Below are 13,802 nucleotides of genomic sequence, written 5' to 3'. Positions count from 1 at the left end.
CTATTTTATGCTCTTTGAGCTGATAATAATTTTGGATATAATCCGCTTAATAGATTTTAATTTTTCTTGAAGATGTGTTGGGTCAGGATAAGATGAAGCACGCTGACAAAGCAAAAGCCAGTAGTCAGTTTCTTCTATTTCTTTCGCAGCGATTTTGAACTTATGGATAAAGTCAGCTTTACTTTCAGCATTCTGTGCTTCTCTAACGTTTGCCCCGATTGAGGTTCCACTTTTGAGTAATTGGTTGGCAATTACAAACTTGCGTTTCCCCTCAAGTTCCTCCGTATAACCGATAACAGCTACAGCGAAATCTAGCGTCAACGTCAGAATGAGATTGTCTTTCTCCACATTTTCAAATTCTCACATCTTCAAATTTTCAAATCAGTTGCTGCGCACCGTCCTCTGTTCAATTCGTTTTTCGTACTGTTCGCCTTGGAAAATGCGCTGCACATAGATGCCGGGGGTATGGATCATGTTCGGGTCCAGTTCGCCGGCCGGCACCAACTCCTCTACCTCTGCCACAGTAATTTTACCGGCTGCGGCCATCATCGGGTTGAAGTTACGGGCGGTCCCTTTGAAGATCAGGTTGCCGGCCGTATCGCCTTTCCATGCCTTCACGAAAGAGAAATCTGCTTTTAACCACTCTTCCATCAGGTACATCTTGCCGTTGAACTCACGGCTCTCCTTGCCTTCGCCTACCTCAGTGCCGTAACCGGCGGGAGTGAAGAAAGCAGGTATACCGGCCCCACCGGCACGGATGCGCTCTGCCAGCGTGCCCTGAGGTATAAGCTCCACCTCCAGTTCACCGGACAGCAATTGGCGCTCAAACTCGGCATTTTCGCCTACGTAACTGGATATCATCTTTTTTACCTGACGCTTCTGCAGCAAAAGGCCAATGCCGAAGTCATCCACGCCGGCATTGTTCGAGATGCAGGTCAGGTCTTTTACGCCTAGTCGCAACAGTTCCTGAATGGCATTTTCAGGTATACCGCACAGGCCGAAGCCACCCAACATGAAGGTCATGCCATCGGTCACGCCCTGCAAGGCTTCCTGTACATTCTTTACAGATTTATTGATCATAGTTATAATAGGTATATGGTATGAAAAGGTATGGCTATACCTGTCCGCAAACAGCCGTTTAAACACGGTTATTTATAAAAGGTAAGTTAGATAGAAAAAAAGCCATATACAATTTCGCCATTTCGATTTTAGGTGAAATCAGTTTAAAAGCAGGTGAAGCCCTATTTTCTGATCATGATCAGGGCTTCCAGTTCTACTTTGCTTCCTATTTTGGAAGCGATCGAAGCTTTTACTTTCTCCAGATCCTTGTTGTCTATCGGGTTGGCTGAAACAAGTGTCACACCAAGGGTTATCGTATCGCCCCCTCTGATCACGGAAACCTGCCTGAGCGTGATATCATCCACTTTGTGGTTACTGAGGGTTCGGATGATTTTATGATCCCTGATCATGGAGATGGAGCCATACCCCAGCGGAAGACTAACAAGTACCACAACCAAAAGCGACAGCATGAGCCCTTTCTTCGCCAGATGGAGCGGACTGAAGCCCAGCAGCATGAAGGTAAAGGAGCCTGCCAGCACAATACCTGCCAAGTTGGTCATCAAAAGCAGGAGAGCGCCAATAAACACGTCCGAATCGCCCCAGCCGAGTCCCATGCCGGATACGGCAAGTGGTGGCACCAAGGCCACCGCAATAGCGACCCCTGCCAGGGTTTTGGCAACTTCGGCGCGCGCATGGGCATAGGCACCCGCTATACCTGACACGATCGCAACGCCCAGGTCGAGTAGGTTTGGCCTGATCCGGGCGCTTATTTCGTCATTCATATTCTGCAATGGCGTGAGCCAGGTCAGGATTAGAGCGGCGATGTATCCTAAAAGCAGTCCGTATGCTATAGTCTTCAGGCTTTTCAGGGTAATGCTCCGGTCCTGCCGCAGCACCCCCATCGACAGCGAAATGATAGGGGCCATGAGAGGCGCCAATATCATCGCACCGATAATGACAGGTGAGGAATTGGAGAACAACCCAAATGTGGCCAGCATAGTCGAGAGCACCATCAGGGTCAGGTAGGGACTGGAGGCCCTGGCGTTCTCCCGTAGTACGGTGAACAGCCCTTTAAACTCATCGGTGGAGGCGTGGTATACCCAGGGCAGTGGCGCTGCCGTGAATTCCTGCAGGAAGGAGTCCCCTTTCGGAAGTTTGTCCACCCTGAACTTTTCAGCCGCATCCCCTTGCTTTTGCGCTAATGCCAGATGGCGGCCAGGTATGATCAGGAGGCTGTCTTCACATACGCTCAGCTCGATTTCCTTGGCGCTCATCAGTCTGCTGTCCTGGGAGTAGTCCATGGCGTCAGGACTGCTGATCAGCACCGATTTGTTCTTGATATGCCCAATAAAACCGGGAAGGCTCTGCTTTTCGCTGCGTTCGAGCGTAGAGGTCACGGAGAACTTGATGAGCTCCATGATACTGCGCGGTGCCAACACGAGCACATGAAGCCGGCCGTCATTGATAAAAGAGTCTTTGAGCAGGATGCGGGATACGAGTGTGCTTTTGCCATGCAGTACAGCAATAATGCCGAGTGCCCCTGTTTTGATGGGGGGCTTGTCGCCGCTCCTGATGGTATACAGGCGCGGCTTTAACAACTCGGGGTGGCTGAACAGGTTTTTAAGTTTCTCCCATCTGGATAATAGGGGATTCTGGGCTACGCTTCCCGACATGATGCTCAGGCTGTTCCCAATTACCACACTGTTGAAGACTGGCTTACCGTTGCAAAGCAAAAGATCTGCAGGGGTGCCACCCTCTGAATTCAGAATATCCCCAATCGCCTCTGGCAATTCATCCGACACGCCGTAGCCTTGCCGGGCCTCTTTCATGTCGGGGTGGGGAAGGAAGCCAAGCGTCCATTTTTTCTGTAGCGCCACAGCGACCACCTCTGCCAGTCCCTCGTCGCTTAAATAGGTCACCACACAGCATTCGTGCTCCAGTTCATGACTGATCACGTCGTTATGCTTGAAAGGGAGCAATCTGTGGAGCGCATCACCGAGTGCCGGAACGATTTTCTCTTTGACGGTGCGCTCTTCTCTGTTGTCGTAAATAAGGGTTATCCGATCCATCCGCTGCTTTGCATTTCTAGTCTGATTTAGAATTGCATTACTCGCTTGGGGAGTGGATTGTTTACCTTTGGCCTGGCGAAAGTTTCCCCGGGATTTTGATTATCTGCTAGTAGTGCAGGTATAATTCATCCTACATGCTATGTCTGTAAAATAGAATTGATTCGCAATGTGATGACAGCGAGCAAGTTGCCTGAATCGGAAGGGAAGTAGTACGCAACGATGGGGCTTGCCTAAACTCTGAGGCAGGAGCAGAAAGCCGCTTGCTCTAGGTGAGATGGCATGAAATAATCTGGGAGAATTTTTTGAAAGGTATAGAAGAAGCCTAACCAAGGTGCAGGGCAAGTTGCGTTGCTTCTCTGTCCTTTGCCAATTGGGCTTTCAGATATTCTAGTCCTTCAAACTTCTTTTCCTGGCGCAGCATTTCCACAAATTCCACAGTCAGGGTATGCCCGTAAATGTCACGGTCGAAGTTCAGAATATGCACCTCCAGCGTGAGGTGAGAGCCACTCACGGTAGGGCGGGTGCCAATGTTCATCATGCCAGGCAGGCGCTCATTCTCCAGTTTAACCCACACGGCATACACGCCGTTGGCAGGTATCAGTTTGTGCGGAGCAGGCAGCGCCAGATTGGCGGTAGGGTAACCGATGGTGCGCCCCAGTTTGTTGCCCTCCACCACCGTAGAGGTCAGGCTGTAGGTATGGCCCAGGTAGCGGTTGGCCGTGGGTATATCGCCAGACTCGATGGCCCGGCGTATTTTAGTGGAGCTCACCCCGATGTCGTCCACGTCCTGGCGCGGAATCTCCTCTACCTCAAAACCGTAATGCGCAGATCGGGCCTTCAGGTGCTCAAAGCTGCCTTCGCGGTTTTTTCCGAAGCGATGGTCATACCCGATCACCAGCACTTTGGTATGCAAGGCCTTCACCAGCACATCCGCAATAAAACTGCGGGAGCTGAGCCGCGAGAAATCTTTGGTAAATGGGATGATAAGCAGGTAGTCAATCCCGAAGCTCCGGAGCTGCTCGATGCGCTCCTCGATGGTGGACAGTAGTTTGAGGTCGTTGTCTTCCGGGAAAAGAACCAGGCGAGGGTGAGGCCAATAGGTAATGACCACACTCTGCCCGTTGGACTGTCGTGCCCGCTCTTTCACGCGCTGCAGTATTTTCTGGTGTCCCACGTGCACCCCGTCAAAGGTACCGCTGGTGACCACCGGAAAACTCAGCTTCGGAAAGTCAGCGATATCACGAATTACTTCCATTCGCTTCGAGTTGGGCTTTTCTGATTTCCTGTATGTCTTCTATGGTAAGGGCATCCTCCAGTTTGTAGTCCCCAATGCGGGTACGAACGAGGGAGGAGAGGTGCGCACCACAGCCCAGTTTCTGGCCCAGGTCATGCGCCAGACTCCGGATGTAAGTTCCTTTGGTGCAGATTACCTTAAACGAAACCACAGCGCCTTCTATCTGGGTGATGTCAAATGCCTTGATGGTGATGGTGCGGGATTTCAGCTCAGCCTCTTTGCCCTTGCGAGCCAGGTCGTAGGCCCGTTTGCCGTCTACCATCACCGCCGAATAAATAGGCGGAATCTGTTCGATGGTGCCCACAAAACTATTGGCAGCAGTCTTGATATCTTCTTCTGTCAGGTGGCTGGTGTCGCGGGTCTCGCTTACGGGTGTTTCCAGATCGTAGGAAGGCGTGGTCTGCCCGAGTGTGATTGTCCCGGTGTACTCTTTCTCCTGCGCCTGTATCTCGTCGATGCGTTTGGTGAACTTGCCCGTGCACAAGATCAGCAGGCCGGAAGCCAGGGGATCCAGGGTGCCGGCGTGGCCAATTTTCTTCACACGCAAGGTATTACGCACTTTCTTCACGACATCAAAAGACGTCCAGGTAAGCGGTTTGTCCAGGAGCAGGACTTCGCCTGCCTCAAAGTTATAGGCCATGATTATACTCTTAAGTCAACTCCCATTGCTAGTAAAGCCAGAAGGGCAATACCCAGTGCAATGCGATAATATCCAAACATCTTGAAGCCATACTTGGTCAGGAAGTTTATAAAAAACCGGATCGCCACCATGGCCACGACGAATGCCACCACATTTCCGATCAACAGCAGTTTCAGGTCGGCAGCCGTAATCACTTCAAAGCTGTTCTGAATCTTTACGAGATCGAATTTGATTACGTCTGAAAGTTCCAGTTGCAGCAGGTCCTTGATCAGTTTGTATACCGAAGCCGCCAGCATGGTCGGCACCGCCAGGAAAAACGAGAACTCCGCCGCCGCCTTGCGGTTTATACCTTGCGTCAGGCCACCGATGATAGAGGCAGCTGAGCGTGAAACGCCCGGGATCATGGCAATGCACTGGAAGAAACCGATCACCAGGGCATTTTTGTAGGTGATTTTGCTTTCCTGGGCGTGGGCAAACCATTTGTCCACAAACAGTAGGACAACGCCGCCCAGTACCAGCATAAGAGCTGTAATGAAAACGCTGCCCAGCATGGCGTCGATCACGTCGTTCAGCAGAAACCCGATAACAGCTGCAGGAAGAAAGGCGAAGATCAGCTTCTGGTAAAACTCAAAATTGTTCAGAAATCGCCGCCAGTAAAGCACCACTACCGACAGGATGGCTCCGAACTGAATGTTTACAGCAAAAATTTTGGTGATCGGGAGCTCGTTTATACCCATCAAGGCCGAAGCGATGATCATGTGACCTGTAGAGGAGACAGGTAAAAACTCGGTAAGTCCTTCAACTATGGCTAAAATGATAGCCTGCCATTCACTCATTTATCTACCTTTTATTCGTGGGTTTTATCTTTCACCAGGATTGCAAAGAGTTCAATCACAAAGCCAGCCATCACGACCAAGGGGCCCAGCGTGATGCCCATAAAGCCTAGGCCATATTGCTCGTTGTCAAGCGTCATGATGATAAAACCGATTGCGAGCACGACAATGCCCACCAGCATCAGGATGTAGTTCTTTCTGCCAAAGGCAAGCTTATTCTTATTTTCCATGTTAGTATAATTCGTCTAATGACAAGCGCAGGTACTTGCGTACGGCGCGGTAAGAGCTCAGGAAGCCGATGACAAAGCCCATCACGATCAGTGCGATCATGAGCATGTACATCTGTCCTTCATCCTTGAGCAGGCTCAGCTCAGTTATTTCATGGTAAGCATAGTGCATCAACCCAAACAAGAGTGCCGAGGCAATAATACCACTCATCATACCCTGCCAGGCCGCACGGTTGAGGAAAGGGCGCTGTATGAAAAACGAGGTAGCCCCAACCAGTTGCATGCTCCGGATGAGGAAGCGCTGCGAATATAAGGCGAGTTTAACGGTATTGTTAATGAGTATGATAACCACCAGCACCAGTATGCCGGCAAAGCCAAGCAGCAGCATGCTGATTTTCTGGATATTGCTGTTGATGGATTCGATCAGGCTTTCGACGTATTGCACCTCATAGACCCCGTCTATACCTTCCAGGTCGTTTTTGATGCCTTTCAGCTGCGCTGATGAAGAGTTGTCGGCGTTGATGCGCATAACATAGGTGTCCCGCAAGGGGTTGTCGCCCAGAAAGGCCATAAAGTCTTCGCCGGTCTCATCCAGAAAGGCTTTGGCTCCTTCTTCTTTCGACACGAAGCGTACCTGTGCCGTGTCGCCTTTGTAGGCCACAAATTCTTTGGCGGCCAATGTTTTGTGCAAGCGGTCCAGCTGCACCTCGGTCAGGTTGCGGTCCAGGTATACCTGCATCTCAATGCTTTCCTTCACGATCTCGGACAACTTGCCGGCGTGAATGAGCAACATGCCAAACAGGCCAATCACGAACAGGGCCAGGGAAATGGAGAAAACCACCATGGCATGCGGGTAATTGCCCAGCTTCTTCTTCTTTACTGTCTTCGGGTTAATATTTGCCATACGCTATGCTTCCATGCAAAAATAGAAATATTATTTAAATATGAGGAGATTAAGCCTGACTAAAGCAAAAAGCCCGGCGGGTAAGGCTGGGCTTTTTGCTTTAGAGGTTCAGACGCGGGTCAGAATCCAATATGATCGGTTCCTGGTACTGCTCCCGGCGCCGCTCCCTGCGCGATTCACGGTCCCTGCCGAAGAGCTCCTGCAAGGTGTCGAAGCGCTTGGTATGCAGCAAACTGAGGCGCTGTGTGTTCGTAACCCGTGACCTGTACGGATCAGGTATAGTATTGTACTCTAATCTGCCCCGCAACTCGCCACTCTTTGTTATATAGTACTCGATAGACCAATTGCCTTGGTAGGTGTTTCGGCTGGCCCCTCCTGCCTGGCTTGTCTGCGTAGAGCCTATACCTGTCTGGCTGCTTACACGCAGGCGTCCCTCGAAAAAGGTATAGCTCAGGCGTAACTGGAGCGAGGCCAGCGCATCCTGGCTAAGGCCTTCCAGTCCGATGTCGATCTCCAGGTTACTGTCGATTGTGTTGAGGAAACCACCAAGTTGGCCGGTGAGCAAGTTGCCAAGGCTGCCGCCGACGGCCTCTATACCTGCGTTGTCGAGGCTGCCGAAGTAGCCGATCGGAGCCAGCCTGCGAAGCACCAGCAGGCTGAACACTTGGCGGTTGAGTTCGTTTTCGTCCGTGCGAATGGCTTGAATGATGCTCTCAAGCTGGAGCCTGGCGCTGGCCGGCAGATTCTCAAAGTCCAGGCCCAGCGTGATGGTTGGCGTCAGGATAGGGCCTTTGAGGTCTACAATGGCTGTCACTGGGTAGCGGCCCTGCACTTCGGAATTCTGCAGGATATCCACTGCGGTGTTTTGTGTATAGGTAGCCCGAATGTCCATCACGCCTTCGAGCGGATCGCCGTTCCAGGACAGGGTGCCGCCCGGTGTCACCCGGAACTCACGCGAAACCACACCTTCGAGCAGGTTCAGGTTATAGGCCCCTTTCGCTATCTCGAAATTACCGAACATGTTGAAGTCCCCTCTTGTGTCGATGGTCATTCTGATCTGTCCGCTGCCAGAGCCACGGATCACGTCACCGGTCTGCCTGTCAATAATGATCTCGAAGTAAGCATCGTCGGTCACATCCAGGTTAAAGTTCATGTTTATACCGGAGAGGTCCACCCGTTGCTCCTCCACCTCCACGGCTATACCTGTCGAGTCGGTCACGTTGCGGTTCACAAAGCGGATAAAGTCTTTCCGGGCCAGGTCGGTCTGGTTGTCGAGCGGAATCACAATGCGGGTGTTGGCGTCGCTGCGGGCGTTCACGTCTATCTTCAGGTTTTCCACCGGCCCCAGCACACTGGCCGTTCCGGTGCCAAACGCTGTTCCGTAATAGAGCTCATTCTGCACATTGGTCGTATTGAGTATCATCAGGTTCCGGAAGCGGGCATTCAGGTCGAGCACCATATTCCGGAAACCATCGTGGGCTATACCTCCGGTCACGTAGCCGATATTGCCGTAGAGGTCGCGTAGCTGGGCATTTCGGAAGCTGATGCTGTTGGCCCCGAAGTACACCCGATCGGTAAAGCGGTAGGTCGTGCCCAGGTAGTCGAACTTGAACTGACCACCCGTTACCATCACCGAACCCGTCAGCACCGGAGCACTCAGTTTTCCCAATACCCGTATGCGGCCTTCCATGGTGCCTTCCAATTCCGACATGATGGGCTTCAGAATCGGCTCGACGATCTTGAGTTGCGTCTCGTCCAACACGGCCAGCATGTCCAGCTGTTCCTCTTCGGAGCGGGGATAGTAGTTGCCGGTCAGGGTGAGCACTTTTTTGCTGTCGCGGTCGATGTCCACATCAATGGCCATCTGTTGCTGGGCGTTTATCCATTCGCCCTTTCCATTGATGTCACCGATCAGAATGTCATCCATGTAGAAGGAGTCGACCCGCATGGTGGCGTTCAGCAGTGTATTATTGTAAATGTCCTGGGCTGTCAGTTCGGCGTTCAGTGTGCCGCGTACCTGCTGCGGCATCAGCGGATTGAAATTCCGGAGGTCGAAATTCCGAACGTTGGCCAGGAGCGTACTGCCCGGGTCCTGGCCAATAGCCCCGTCAATCCTGATTTGCTGGGACTTATTGGAGAGGATGAACTCCTCGAAGTCAAATCGCTTTCCGGACTCGCTGATGTACACCATACTCCCCGGCTGGAAAGCCCAGGGGGTGTCGCGCAGGGTAATGTTGGACCTGCCAAACACCACCTGCAGGCGGTCCTGCAGAAAATTGATGTCGCCTACCACAGTTGCCTGATTATTGAAGGCCGGTTGCAAGAGGTTGGTATAAAACCCAATGGTGCGCTCACTCCAGATGGCCTCCAGTAACAGCTGCTCCGTTTCGCCGATGGAGGGCAGCAACTGGTTGTCAGAGGTGAACTGGGCACTTGCCAACACTTCGGGGCTATCCTGTAGCTTTGAGGTGCTTAGCTCTATGTTGTTCTGGAACAGCGACACATTATTGTACAGCATGGTGTCGATATGGGCGTAGGATGTCAGGATAACTGTATTGCCGTGCCGAAAACTGCCTTCAAGTTTAGAGAAATCGGATATGGTGAGCTCGGGTACAAACCAATGGATAATCGGGTTGACCCGGCGCAGGTATACATTGTAGTCCAAACTATATTCAGGTTGGCTGGCAACACGCTTCTTGCTGTAATAGGCTGCTGTGGCCGCATCGTTACTTTCAAAGTTGAGTTTGTACTCCTGCGCCAACTGCTTCAGGTCACTTATCAGCACAGAGTAGTCGAAGTTGCCATTCAGGTTCAGGGCGATGGCCTCGGAGCGCAACGTCAGGTTACGCAGCCCTCCCATGATCTGGGAGTCGAGCTGCATCGTGTCCAGGGCAAAGCGTTGTCCCTCATAAGTGATGGCAGCGTTATCAAAAAAGGCAGTGCCCTCAAAATCATCGAGACGAAGTCCCCGGAAGTTCAGGTCGGCATTGGCCTGCAAAATGACGGACTTCTCTGTAATACGCAGCGCTTGCAGGTCAATTTTCTGCAGGTTTGCCCGCATGTTAAAAGCCTGGTTGTTACTGGCCAGGTTGACTTCGCCGTTTGCCGTGAATGCCAGGTTTGGGTCCGAAATGGCAACCTGTCCCACATACTTTTGCCTGGTGAGCGTACCGTCTGTTCTGATGTTCCTGTAATTGTAGTCCAGTAAGTGCAGCTGCGCGATGTCGGCGTGTATCTCCAGTCGGGCATCTTCCAGTGTAAAACCGGAGCCGACCACGCTGCCATCCATGGTAATGGTTTTGATGACGTCGGTATTATCTATCAGGCGACCGATGTTGAAGTTCTGTGTCTTGAGACGACCACGGTAGGAGGATGCATTGGTCGCCCGGTTGATCTTCATGTTGATGTCAGACTGCACGTTGCCCAACGCCGTCACAAAACTGCCATTGGCCACAAAGTCGTTGTAAAAACCCAGGAAGCGACCGTCCACCTTCACTGTACCCAACCGCGACGCGATGGTATAAGTATCTTTTGGCAGAAACTGTTTGATGTCCTCGGCATTGAGGGTAGAGGGCCGCAGGCGGATATTGGCAAAGGTCTCGCCCCAGTTCGGCAGGCCGTCCACATTCATGGTCCCGACGATGTGGGTATTCTGTCCGTAACGCAGGTCAAGGTTGCTGGCTATGAACTCCGACACGCGGCCTTCCACCTCAGCCGAGGCGATGTAGGCGTTCTCGTCGTAGTCTTTGAGCTGAGGGGCGAACAGCGCAATGTCTTTAGAATATAGCTGCGAGTCTTGGAGCCGGGCTGTCACCTGCACGCTGTCGATAAAATCGGAGAAGTTGCCGAAGCGGTTGTAGTCGAAACGGATGTATTGCTGCAAGTTGCTGTTGTTCACTTTGAGGTCCAGCTCGTCCCATTCCCAAAAGGTCGGGGCGTAGGTCATGAGCACATCCAGGTTGTGCAACTGTATATCAGAGAGTGTCTCGTGAGCAGTCAGGTCGGTCACACGCACTTTCAGGGTGTCACCGGGTTCAAACTCTGTGAATCGGGCTGATATCTTTTTAATGCCGAGATGGAAGTAGTCAATTCCGTAATCCGAGCGGGGTTTGTTGAAGTCGTCGTAAGTGAAAGCACCGTCTTTGATCACGAGCTCGTCTATCGAAAATTCGAAGGGGCGCGAAACCTTCGTCGTGTCTTTGGTGATCAGGTTGCCTAAGGCTGTGATGAATGATGTCAGGTTAAGGGAGTCGGTGCCCTCGTACATCACCAGGTTGGCGCGGGGTTCCTGCAATTCCAGCGTCGCTATACCTAGCGTGTTGGGCTGGAAGATAGAAAAGAGACTGATATCCGCCTCGGCACGGCCAACGTAAAATAATTCCTCGCCCCGGTAGTCAAGCACCTTTACCTGCTCGAGTATCACGTTGCTGAAAAACTCGATGTCGACCCGCCCGATGGTGACTTCGTGGTCGATGGTGCTGGAAATATACTCGGCGGCCTTTTGGGCGACTTTGGTTTGAACGCCCGGGTAGCGAATAGCCACAAAAACAACCGCAAACGCCACTAAAAGCAACAGGATTAAAGCCAAAACTATTTTTAGAATGGCTTTTCCTATAACTTTGAAGTAATTTATGGACTGTTCTTTTTCCAAAAGATGACCGAACCTACAATATTAGCGATTGAATCTTCCTGCGACGAAACCTCAGCGGCCGTTATTCGCGGCGGAAAGGTCTTGTCAAATATCATTGCCACTCAGGCCGTTCACGAAAAATATGGCGGCGTTGTGCCTGAGCTGGCTTCAAGAGCACACCAGCAAAACATTATTCCGGTGGTGGCGCAGGCTTTGAGTACAGCAAATGTAACTAAAAATGAGTTAAGTGCAGTGGCTTTTACCCGCGGCCCCGGCCTGCTGGGCGCTTTGCTGGTGGGCAGCTCGTTTGCCAAGTCCTTTGCGCTGGGGCTCAACATCCCGCTCATCGATGTAAACCACATGCAGGCGCATATCATGGCGCATTTTATCGACGACCCGAAGCCGAACTTCCCTTTTCTGTGCCTGACCGTGAGCGGTGGCCATACCCAGGTTGTGCTCGTGAAAGACCACCTGGACATGGAGATCATCGGGCAGACGACCGATGACGCCGTGGGAGAGGCCTTCGACAAAACGGCTAAGATGCTGGGGTTGCCATACCCGGGCGGTCCTATGCTCGACAAGACAGCGGCTCAGGGCAACCCCAAGGCTTTTGCTTTTCCGGTTGGCAACATGCCCGGCTACGACTTCTCGTTCAGCGGCATCAAGACCTCAGTGCTGTACTTCCTTAAAGATAAAACGAAAGACAACCCCAACTTCGTACAGGAGAATCTGGCTGATATCTGCGCCAGTGTGCAATATACCCTGATCAAGACCCTGCTCAAGAAAGTGGTGCTGGCCGCCAAGGATCTGGGTATAAAGGAAGTGGCCATTGCCGGTGGCGTGTCCGCCAATTCCGGCCTGCGCCAGACGCTGCAGGAGTACGCCGGCAAGTACGGCTGGAATGTGTATATCCCCGCCTTTCAGTATTGCACCGATAATGCAGGTATGATCGCCATGACGGCTCATTACCAGTTCCTTAAGGGTGATTTCGCAGACCAGTATGTGAGCCCGGAGCCGAGAATGAAGTTTTAAATTCAATTTCGATTGAGTGATTGAGTGAATGTGTGATTATTTATTTGTTTTATATTCACTCATTCACTCAATCACTCAATCGAAACTCAACCATTCATCAAATGAAGCACCCTTTTCAAACAGGCGACACCAAGGTATACTGCAAGACGGTAACGGCGGCGGATTTTGCCCGTTTCGACGATGGGTTGGTGCATGCGGTTTGCTCTACGTTTGCCTTGGCACAGGCGGCTGAGTGGGCAGGCAGGTTGTTTGTGTTGGAGATGAAAGAAGAAGATGAAGAAGGTATAGGTACATTTCTGACTATCAACCATAAAAGCCCGGCTTTTGAGGGTGATATAATTGAAATAACGGCTACGCTGCAGTCGCAGGAAGGCAACAACGTTATTTGCAGTTTTGAGGCCCGGGTAGGAGACAGGCTGGTGGCGGACGGTGATACGGGACAGAAGATTTTAAAGAAAGACAAACTGGCCAGCGTGCTGGCTCCAAGATAGAACATGGCGAAAGCAAAAGATAAAGACCGGATAAAGAAGCACGTGAACATCGTGAACCGCAGGGCATCCTTTGAGTACCAGTTTCTGGACAAGTACACGGCGGGCATTATGCTCATGGGTACTGAGATCAAGTCGATTCGGGAAGGCAAGGTGAACATGCAGGACGGATATTGTGTGCTGCACAACGGCGAGCTATACCTGCACAACGTGCACATCTCTACCTATACCGAGGGCACGCACTACAACCACGAACCCATGCGGGTACGGAAGCTCCTCGTGAACAAGAGTGAACTGAAGCGTCTGGAGAAAGGTGTGCAGGAGCAAGGCGTTACGATCATCCCCATTCGGGTGTTCATCAGCGACCGTGGTTTTGCTAAAGTAGAGATTGCACTAGCACGTGGTAAGAAGCTGCATGACAAGCGAGAAGACATCAAGGCGAAGGACGTAAAACGCGAACTGGACAGAAGCGGGTTTTAGGAATTGTGAATGAGTGATTGAGTGAATGAGTGAGATTTTAGAAAGGTTTGGGAATGTAATTTTTCTCAAAAATCGCTAAATCGCACAGCTTCAAGTCTCTCTCATTTACTTATTCAAGAATCAAAAAAAATATTCACTCATTCACT

Annotated in this window: 12 protein-coding genes; 3 read left to right on the top strand and 9 right to left on the bottom strand. The window is 51.5% G+C overall.

What is annotated here, in order from left to right; translation table 11 throughout:
* The 9 genes from H9Q13_RS10500 to H9Q13_RS18295 all read right to left on the bottom strand — a co-directional run bounded on the left by H9Q13_RS10500 (position 1) and on the right by H9Q13_RS18295 (position 11,614).
* Positions 1 to 348, bottom strand: coding sequence for a four helix bundle protein (locus tag H9Q13_RS10500; RefSeq protein ID WP_191183760.1), 348 nt, complete (start codon positions 346 to 348; stop codon positions 1 to 3).
* A 33-nt stretch (positions 349 to 381) separates the two neighbouring features.
* A complete protein-coding gene (locus tag H9Q13_RS10495) occupies positions 382 to 1,080 on the bottom strand; it encodes a CoA transferase subunit A (RefSeq protein ID WP_191183759.1) in 699 nt (232 codons plus the stop codon).
* Positions 1,081 to 1,241: 161 nt separating this feature from the next.
* Positions 1,242 to 3,128 carry a DUF389 domain-containing protein gene (locus H9Q13_RS10490; RefSeq protein ID WP_191183758.1) on the bottom strand — a complete coding sequence of 629 codons (1,887 nt, stop codon included), beginning with the start codon at positions 3,126 to 3,128 and terminating at the stop codon, positions 1,242 to 1,244.
* 322 nt (positions 3,129 to 3,450) lie between these two features.
* Complete coding sequence (locus H9Q13_RS10485; protein ID WP_191183757.1) at positions 3,451 to 4,383, bottom strand: bifunctional riboflavin kinase/FAD synthetase; 933 nt, start codon at positions 4,381 to 4,383, stop codon at positions 3,451 to 3,453.
* Positions 4,367 to 5,062, bottom strand: coding sequence for a tRNA pseudouridine(55) synthase TruB (gene truB / locus H9Q13_RS10480; protein ID WP_191183756.1), 696 nt, complete (start codon positions 5,060 to 5,062; stop codon positions 4,367 to 4,369). Before truB ends, H9Q13_RS10485 begins: the two co-directional genes overlap by 17 nt.
* Before the next feature lie 2 nt (positions 5,063 to 5,064).
* Positions 5,065 to 5,898, bottom strand: a complete 834-nt coding sequence (locus H9Q13_RS10475; protein WP_191183755.1) for an undecaprenyl-diphosphate phosphatase — start codon at positions 5,896 to 5,898, stop codon at positions 5,065 to 5,067.
* A gap of 11 nt (positions 5,899 to 5,909) precedes the next feature.
* Complete coding sequence (locus H9Q13_RS10470; RefSeq protein WP_191183754.1) at positions 5,910 to 6,125, bottom strand: DUF3098 domain-containing protein; 216 nt, start codon at positions 6,123 to 6,125, stop codon at positions 5,910 to 5,912.
* Position 6,126: 1 nt separating this feature from the next.
* On the bottom strand, positions 6,127 to 7,026 hold the full coding sequence (locus tag H9Q13_RS10465; protein WP_191183753.1) for a cell division protein FtsX: 900 nt from the start codon (positions 7,024 to 7,026) through the stop codon (positions 6,127 to 6,129).
* Between the two features lie 100 nt (positions 7,027 to 7,126).
* Positions 7,127 to 11,614, bottom strand: a complete 4,488-nt coding sequence (locus tag H9Q13_RS18295) for a translocation/assembly module TamB domain-containing protein (protein WP_191183752.1) — start codon at positions 11,612 to 11,614, stop codon at positions 7,127 to 7,129.
* 66 nt (positions 11,615 to 11,680) lie between these two features.
* On the opposite strand from H9Q13_RS18295, the gene tsaD reads away from it, so the two are divergent.
* From tsaD to smpB, 3 genes are all read left to right on the top strand, one after another.
* Positions 11,681 to 12,688: a tRNA (adenosine(37)-N6)-threonylcarbamoyltransferase complex transferase subunit TsaD gene (gene tsaD / locus H9Q13_RS10455; RefSeq protein ID WP_191183751.1), complete on the top strand. Its 1,008-nt coding sequence runs from the start codon at positions 11,681 to 11,683 to the stop codon at positions 12,686 to 12,688.
* 101 nt (positions 12,689 to 12,789) lie between these two features.
* The gene (locus H9Q13_RS10450; RefSeq protein ID WP_191183750.1) at positions 12,790 to 13,179 is read left to right on the top strand and encodes a thioesterase family protein; all 390 of its coding nucleotides are present in this window, start codon (positions 12,790 to 12,792) and stop codon (positions 13,177 to 13,179) included.
* Between the two features lie 3 nt (positions 13,180 to 13,182).
* On the top strand, positions 13,183 to 13,656 hold the full coding sequence (gene smpB, locus H9Q13_RS10445; protein ID WP_191183749.1) for an SsrA-binding protein SmpB: 474 nt from the start codon (positions 13,183 to 13,185) through the stop codon (positions 13,654 to 13,656).
* Positions 13,657 to 13,802: the final 146 nt, after the last annotated feature.

Origin of the sequence: Pontibacter aquaedesilientis (assembly GCF_014773225.1) — a bacterium.
GTDB classification, from domain to species: Bacteria; Bacteroidota; Bacteroidia; order Cytophagales; family Hymenobacteraceae; genus Pontibacter; species Pontibacter aquaedesilientis.
This window is presented reverse-complemented; position numbering and strand designations above follow the sequence as displayed.

Excerpts from the sequence above, each read along its gene's own strand:
- tsaD (WP_191183751.1), top strand. The coding sequence starts at position 11,681 with ATGACCGAACCTACAATATTAGCGATTGAATCTTCCTGCGACGAAACC.
- truB (WP_191183756.1), bottom strand. The coding sequence starts at position 5,062 with ATGGCCTATAACTTTGAGGCAGGCGAAGTCCTGCTCCTGGACAAACCG.
- smpB (WP_191183749.1), top strand. The coding sequence starts at position 13,183 with ATGGCGAAAGCAAAAGATAAAGACCGGATAAAGAAGCACGTGAACATC.
- H9Q13_RS10465 (WP_191183753.1), bottom strand. The coding sequence starts at position 7,026 with ATGGCAAATATTAACCCGAAGACAGTAAAGAAGAAGAAGCTGGGCAAT.
- H9Q13_RS10490 (WP_191183758.1), bottom strand. The coding sequence starts at position 3,128 with ATGGATCGGATAACCCTTATTTACGACAACAGAGAAGAGCGCACCGTC.
- H9Q13_RS10475 (WP_191183755.1), bottom strand. The coding sequence starts at position 5,898 with ATGAGTGAATGGCAGGCTATCATTTTAGCCATAGTTGAAGGACTTACC.
- H9Q13_RS10450 (WP_191183750.1), top strand. The coding sequence starts at position 12,790 with ATGAAGCACCCTTTTCAAACAGGCGACACCAAGGTATACTGCAAGACG.
- H9Q13_RS10495 (WP_191183759.1), bottom strand. The coding sequence starts at position 1,080 with ATGATCAATAAATCTGTAAAGAATGTACAGGAAGCCTTGCAGGGCGTG.
- H9Q13_RS10470 (WP_191183754.1), bottom strand. The coding sequence starts at position 6,125 with ATGGAAAATAAGAATAAGCTTGCCTTTGGCAGAAAGAACTACATCCTG.
- H9Q13_RS10485 (WP_191183757.1), bottom strand. The coding sequence starts at position 4,383 with ATGGAAGTAATTCGTGATATCGCTGACTTTCCGAAGCTGAGTTTTCCG.